Annotated in this window: 7 protein-coding genes; 5 read left to right on the top strand and 2 right to left on the bottom strand. The window is 61.8% G+C overall.

The features are described from left to right. Both QZ213_RS22355 and QZ213_RS22350 read right to left on the bottom strand, forming a co-directional pair. The coding region (locus QZ213_RS22355) for an ATP-dependent Clp protease adaptor ClpS (protein ID WP_291688269.1) at positions 1–740 on the bottom strand (740 nt) is incomplete at its 3' end. A gap of 290 nt (positions 741–1030) precedes the next feature. Beyond that, positions 1031–1969: a DnaJ domain-containing protein gene (locus QZ213_RS22350; protein WP_291688268.1), complete on the bottom strand. Its 939-nt coding sequence runs from the start codon at positions 1967–1969 to the stop codon at positions 1031–1033. Between the two features lie 585 nt (positions 1970–2554). On the opposite strand from QZ213_RS22350, the gene QZ213_RS22345 reads away from it, so the two are divergent. From QZ213_RS22345 to QZ213_RS22325, 5 genes are all read left to right on the top strand, one after another. Further along, positions 2555–3307: a hypothetical protein gene (locus QZ213_RS22345; protein ID WP_291688267.1), complete on the top strand. Its 753-nt coding sequence runs from the start codon at positions 2555–2557 to the stop codon at positions 3305–3307. A 5-nt stretch (positions 3308–3312) separates the two neighbouring features. After that, positions 3313–3645 (top strand): Rieske 2Fe-2S domain-containing protein, encoded by a 333-nt coding sequence (locus QZ213_RS22340; RefSeq protein ID WP_291688266.1) that lies wholly within the window; start codon positions 3313–3315, stop codon positions 3643–3645. 72 nt (positions 3646–3717) lie between these two features. Then, the gene (locus QZ213_RS22335; protein ID WP_291688265.1) at positions 3718–4596 is read left to right on the top strand and encodes a dihydrodipicolinate synthase family protein; all 879 of its coding nucleotides are present in this window, start codon (positions 3718–3720) and stop codon (positions 4594–4596) included. Between the two features lie 200 nt (positions 4597–4796). After that, the gene (locus QZ213_RS22330; protein ID WP_291688264.1) at positions 4797–5909 is read left to right on the top strand and encodes a LuxR family transcriptional regulator; all 1113 of its coding nucleotides are present in this window, start codon (positions 4797–4799) and stop codon (positions 5907–5909) included. A gap of 120 nt (positions 5910–6029) precedes the next feature. Further along, the coding region (locus QZ213_RS22325) for a hypothetical protein (RefSeq protein WP_291688263.1) at positions 6030–6932 on the top strand (903 nt) is incomplete at its 3' end.

Raw genomic sequence — 6932 nt, 5'->3', positions numbered from 1 at the left:
TCGTCCCGGCACAGCCATAGACCGTTATTGAGGCATTTCACCGGCGCGTCCTCGCCGACATCGACATCGTGATACTGCGCTGGCGCGATAGCCTGAGCATCCCTGCCATCTCGCGTCAGCCCTGCAAAGGTCAATGTCTCGTAACGATGCTGTTCGTAGATGCCGAAAAACCGGAGCGGCGACGTGGAGAACAGCCTGTCGACGGCGACTTGAACGTCCGCGCGCATATGACCCGGAAACTGCCGCGTGGTCGCGACCAACTGATCGCGCGGAATGCCGGCGAAATGCCAGTTCAACGCGTCGCAGGCATGGCTGAACTGCTTGGCGCGAGTGACTTCGGGAAGGTTGTTCGTGACCTCGCTTATGCAATCCTCGCAAACCAGTGTCGGCACGCCTCTCAGCGTGAGCCGGTTCTCGTTCGAAAACGCGCCGCAGAGTCTGCATTTGCCGTCGGGCATTTCACTACCCTCCGCAACCGCCTCGCTCGTGATGGTGAGCCGATGACCTGCAGCATCGATGCGCTGCCGAGCGGCTTTGAGCATCTTCGTGGCAATGTCGCGCGGATGGGTCCCGCAAATGGCGTGCCCCTGTTTGTCGATCGTATCGATAAGCTTGATCGCGTCGGCATACGGCCTCTTCAACACCAGGCACAGAAGCTCGACGACGAAATCCTCCGGTGTGTCTTTGTCGTTGAGAAGGACGATCCGGAGGAGATCGGCCTTGCTTTGAACATCCCCCATGGCGTAGCGCTCCCCGATGAACCAACTTTGGCGGTTACTCTCGATCGTCGAAAATAGAACAAAAGAAGAACATTGTCACTACCGCAACCTCAGAGAAATACGAAAAAGGGGAGGGGCGATGGTCCGACTGGCGGCTCGGCCGAGCTTGGGCAGCCCCGCGCCGGGGCTTGTCGTACGGCGTCGAAACAGCCGACATTCCAGATGCAAGGCTCTCGCCTTCAACTTCTGTGGTGCACGCTTCGCCAGGGAACGTCTTGCACTGATCGCTAACGGGCGGGCCGCCTGACGCTTCAGCGCACCCAGAGCGGCGTATATGCGTCTTCCCGCGACGGTTTCTGCGCGATCTTTCGCCGTTGCGGCAAGGGCGTCACCGAACCCGTGATCGCGACCTGATCAGAGCCTGGCTTGCCGGCCGTCGCCGGAGGAGATTTCGAGCGATCTGATTTTTCGATCGGTTTTGCCGGCGCGATGTCGGCGAAGGCACGGCCGATCTTTCGCATGCGATAAAGAATGGTGCCGCGGTCGATATAGGCAGGCAGGAACTTCGGATCGAGCTGAAGCGCCTGATCGAAATCGGCGATCGCGCCATTCAGATCGCCGTTGCGCAAGGCGGACATCCCCCGCGCCCGCAAGGATCTGGCCTCGATCACAGCGTGGTCGGGAGCGGAGGCGCCAGTGGCGGGCGGGAGGCTCTCCGCCTTGATCCGGGGCATGGCGGCGCTTGTCGCGGTCGCCTCACGGGGCACGCTTGCAGTCTCAGGCCTTGCGGAGGAGGCACCCTTGTCCGCCGCATCCGGCGGCACGGCCGGGCTGACGGCCACGATCTCCGGCGAGGCGCGCATGCCGGTGTCGACCTCGTCGAGCGGAGCGACCGATGCCGCCGACATGTGCATGAACAGCAAATATCCCCCGGTCGTCATGATCGAGACGCCGGCGAACGCCATCACGCCGGAGGCAAGCTTGTGTATCCTCGTGAAGACGGCCTGCTGCTTGGATAGCGATTCCTGCTCCAGGTGCGCGAGCCCGAGCAGATGGTCGTAAGCAACGCGCTGGTCGGGATCGCCAAGGATTTCATTGGCGCGGACGATCTCCCTGAACCTCAGCGCCGCGTCGGGATCGTCAGGTCGGAGATCGGGGTGCGCGCCCTTGACGGCCCTGCGGAATGCGCTCCTCAGACCTTCGGCGTCATCGTGTGGAAGGGCCCCGAGCAAATCGTAAAGCGTATTCATGGCCGCTCTCGCCGCTGGATTTCCTCGTCTCCGACCGAAATTCCCGCCGCGAATTTACTCGGGAGCACGCGTACAGACTGAACTTCACTACCTGTGGATAATGTTGGTCCAGTACGGCAGAAAAATGACTCGCCGTCTGCACTTAGCCCCCTTCCGGGCGACCGGCCGGTGGTTGCCGAACCGGGGTCGTCGGCGGCTCCGACTTGCCGCGCCGCGGCGGCGCGCAATGCGGGCACGCGGTTGCGAGCGATATTTTCCGCATTTTGATGGCGTTTCGACTGGCTTCGGGCTTCGGCCGCCGCCGCCGATCCCTGTCCGAGGGGCTTGAGCCTGGACCGTCCGGAGCCACGACCGGGTAAAGGTTGTGGCGCAAGCAAGGCACGCCTCGGGACAAGACGTCCGTGCCCCGGCGACCAGGACGCGGCCTTGAAGGCGGCGCTGAGGTGGGGCGTCGCAGCGGCCTGTTTCTTGCCAGACATGCATCAGCGCCCGGGATTTGTCCGAATGGCGACAATCCGTGCCGGACAAGTCCGGTTGCAGCGTCGGTGGCCTGACAAGAAACAGTGACACATTGGGGAATAGTTCATGACGGATATGGCGGAACTGAAAAAGCGCAAGGAAGCGCTCAATCTGGCGATTGTGTATGTCGACCCCGATGCCTTCATCGCTCATTTCATGGGGTGGCTGGAAATCACCGCGTTCATCACGGCGCAGCGGGCGGGCCTCGCCCGAACGCCCGATGACGGGATCACGCCGATGCTGTCGGAAGATCAGTTGAAACGTGACGACGTGCAGAATGTCGGCAATGATGCGATCTTCGCCTTCTGCATGACGGCGGCGCTGAAAGGCGACAAGGCCGCGGTGGACCGGGTGGAAGCCGCCCTGGCGGAGAGCATGGGCAAGGATTTCCCCGGCTCGTCCGGCCTCTGGCATTTTCGCGCGACGATCGAAAATCCGGCAACACTGGAAGATTTCGTCGGCCAGGCCGGCAGGAAATTGTTGCTCGGCGACATCCCGCCGCCGCCGCTGCGTGCCAAGGAAAACTGGAGCACCGGCCTGCGCTTCTTCGAGAAGGCGCGCAAATCCAATTTCGTCCACGAGATCATGTACCCGCTGGCAAAATGGACGCGCGCGCGCTGGACCGAGACGCTGGACAAGGGCGTGGCCTTCCTCCAGCACATCGAGGACAACGTTCCGGTCTTGCGCGAGACCCTGGAGGATACCCGCAACGACCAGCCCTTTATCGCGAACTCGCTTCTGAAGCTGGCGCCCGCGGTGGATATGGAGCTGAACGACGAATATCAGGGATTCCTGCGGTCGCTGGCGCGCCGGATCTAGAGACGATGTTCAACCGGGTGTGCAACGTGGAAACGATCGCCGAAGGCGCTATGCGGATCGTGATCGCCGATGCCCATATCATTGTTCTGGCGTGGCCCGAGAACGGCGCCATCAAGGCGTTTCAGGGCGTGTGCCCTCACAGCAATATGCCGCTGGCCGAGGCCGAATTCGACGGCACGGTGCTGACCTGCCCCAGCCATTCGTGGACCTGGGACATGAATACGGGCGAGCCAGTCCATCCCAAAGAGAGCGCGCTTGCCGAATATCCGGTGAAGGTCGAGGACGGGGTCGTCTACATCGATACCGAGGGCGTCCCGCCGCTGTTTGCATCGCCGTAAGCGCAGAACTATAGAGGGTCTGCATCGGCGGGACATGACGCATGCCGAGCAAATTGAGATTTGATCCGCATCATGACTGATTTCCACGGCGTCTTTCCCTATCTGGTCTCGCCCGTCGATGCTGACGGAAAGATCCGCACCGGGGTGCTGGCGCGGCTTTGCGAGGACCTCATCGCGTCCGGCGTCCACGGGCTGACGCCGCTGGGATCGACCGGCGAGTTCGCCTATCTCGACAACGCGCGGCGCGCGGTGGTGGTGCAGACCACCATCGAAACGGCGAAGGGCCGCGTGCCGGTGGTGGCCGGCGTCGCCTCCACGTCGACAGCGGATGCGGTGGCGCAGGCAAGAGCCTATCAAAAGCTCGGCGCCGACGGCATCCTCGCCATCCTCGAAGCGTATTTTCCGCTGCAGGACGCGCAGGTCGAATCCTATTTCCGCGCGATCGCGGATGCGGTCGATATTCCCGTGGTGATCTACACCAATCCGAATTTCCAGCGCTCGGATCTGACGCTCGACGTCATCGCGCGGCTCGCGACCCATCCGCGCATCGGTTACATCAAGGACGCCTCCACCAATACCGGGCGGCTGCTGTCGATCATGAACCGCTGCGGCGACGGCATCAAAGTGTTCTCGGCCTCCGCGCATATCCCGGCCGCGGTGATGCTGATCGGCGGCGTCGGCTGGATGGCGGGCCCGGCGTGCCTGATTCCGCGGCAGAGCGTCGAGCTCTACAACCTCTGCCAGGCGGCGTGCTGGGACGACGCGCTTGTCCTGCAGCGGCGGCTGTGGCGGATGAACGAGGCGTTCGCGCGCTACAACCTCGCCGCCTGCATCAAGGCCGGGCTCGCGATCCAGGGCTACGACGTCGGCGATCCCATCGCGCCGCAGCCGGCGCTGACGGGCGACGAGCGCAAGGCGGTCGAGGCGGTGCTGCAGCAGATCGGTCGATGAACGCCGTCGCGGACGGTCAAGCCGGGCGATCGCAACGCGCTGCTTGGCCGTCATCGATCTGGCACATTTGTCTCTGTAACTAAAATACCACATCAACCTAACGGTTGATGCTGATTCCCGGCCGTCTTCCTATCATCATCCAAAAGGAGACGGGCCGCCACACTGCCTGACTGGCAAGCCGTACGCGGCAGCTCAGCCCTATGCCCAGAATCAAGCTTCCGAACCTGATCGAGGAAATCTACGACGCGGCGCTCGAACCCGCGTTATGGAACGATATTGTCAGAAGCATAAATGAATTCGTTGGAGGCCGGGCGTGCGGACTGATCTCGAAGGATACGATGAGCCGATCCGGACTTACTTATTATTACTGCGGTGTCGATCCTTACTACATCCAGCTCTATTCGGAGACCCATTCCAGATACGATCACCTCACTGTCTTGCCGCCCCTCGGGCAAGTCGTGAGCATCCCGGATCTCCTCCACTATGATGAATACCGCCATGGCCCCTTTTATCAGGAGTGGCTGCAACCCCAAGGCTGTGTCGACATCGCAAATGTCGTGCTCGAAAAATCAAGCTCGAACAGCGCCGTTCTCCTTGCGATTCTCACAGGCGGGCGGATGGCCGACGATGAAATGCGGCGGCGGATTTCACTCATCGTACCGCATACCCAGCGGGCGCTGCACATCAACCGGACGATCGATTCCAGGCAATCCGAAGCGGCGGCATTTGCCGATACGCTGAATGGTCTTGGTGCCGGCGTATTCCTCCTCGACGCGGGCTGCCGGATCGTCCATGCCAATGCGGCGGGCCACGACATCCTGCGCGCGGACGATTTTCTTCGCTCGGTCAACGGGCAGCTCGTCGCTCGCAATGTGCGAGTCAACCAGGCCTTGCGCGAAACCGTTGCCCAAAACGGCGACGTTTCGATCGATGTCGGGGAGATGGCCTTGCCGCTGGCCGCGCATGACGGCCAGCGTTATGCTGCGCACCTATTGCCGCTGACATCGGCGGCGCGGACCGGCATCGGCAAGGCCTACAAAGCCGTCGTCGCCCTGTTCGTTCGAAAGCTGGCGCTGGACAGCCCCTGCGGCGAGCTTCTCGCGCGCACTTTCAAATTGACGCCAGCCGAACTGCGTGTGCTCATGGCGGTCAGCGAGGCTGGGGGAGTTCCGGCCGTTGCCGAGCGCGTGGGCGTCTCGGAGGCCACCGCCAAGACGCATCTTCAGCATCTGTTTTCGAAGACCGGCACCAACCGGCAAATCGACCTCGTCAAGCTGGTGGCGGCACACGCAAGTCCCCTGCGAAATCAATGATCGTCGCCGTTGTGCGGCGTGGCAGGATCTGCACCGTATAGTCGTTATTCGGCGCTTTCTCAACCCAACGGTTGATGCGGACGCCCGAACTTTCCCTCAAGGGTACGTTCGGAATCGAGATTGGCGGAGATTGGCCTTGAAAACAGCGCGAACGGCAGTCTTGCGGTGGTCACCCCAGCCATCACTGTTCCGTCCGAAAGGATGACTGAGGCAGGTCGGATGATCCGGCAAACGGAAGCCCTGTCGGACCTGATCGGAACGATCTATGACACGGCGCTCGACCGGGCCATGTGGCCCGAGGCGTTGAGAAAGTCGGTGGAATTCGTCGGTGGATCGGCGGTGTCGCTTTATTCCAAGAACGCCGCGCGCAAGACCGGTAATACGGTCTTGCGCTGGAACTCCAGGCCAGACGCGGTGGTGATAGATTACTTCGACGGATTTGCAAAAATCGATCCTGTTACGACCTGCCAGTTTCTGTTTGAAGTGGGGCAAGTCTACAGCGTCGGGGACTGTATTCCATATTCCGAATTCGTCGAAACGCGAATTTACAAGGAGTGGGCGAGACCCCAGGGCTGGATCGATCATCTCGGGACCAATCTCGACAAATCTGCGACGAGCTTTTCGGTGTTCGGGATTTTCCGGAGCGAAGAGCAGGGCCTCGTCGATGAGGAGATGCGCAGGCGAATGAAACTCATCACGCCGCATGTTCGCCGGGCGGTGCTGATCGGAAACGTGCTTGACCTCCACACGGCGAAGGCGGCGGCCTTCGCGGAAACGTTAAGCGGTCTCGCGGCCGGTGTCTTTCTGGTCGATGAGAACGCCCGCATCGTATTCGCCAACACATCCGGGCAAGCCATGCTCGACGAAGGGAAAATTCTTCGTCAGAAGGATCGCGTGCTGGCGACCGTCGATCCGCGGATAGGGACGACGCTGCTGGACGTCATCGCGTCGGCCGGCGGGGGCGACGCGGCGGTCGGTGTAAACGGGATCGCGGTCCCGCTGTCGCTGCCGCCGGACGAGCTC

Origin of the sequence: Bradyrhizobium sp. (genome assembly GCF_017881085.1) — a bacterium.
Taxonomy (GTDB): Bacteria; Pseudomonadota; Alphaproteobacteria; order Rhizobiales; family Xanthobacteraceae; genus Bradyrhizobium.
Note: the sequence above shows the minus strand (reverse complement) of the source record. Positions and strands in the feature narration are given on the sequence as shown.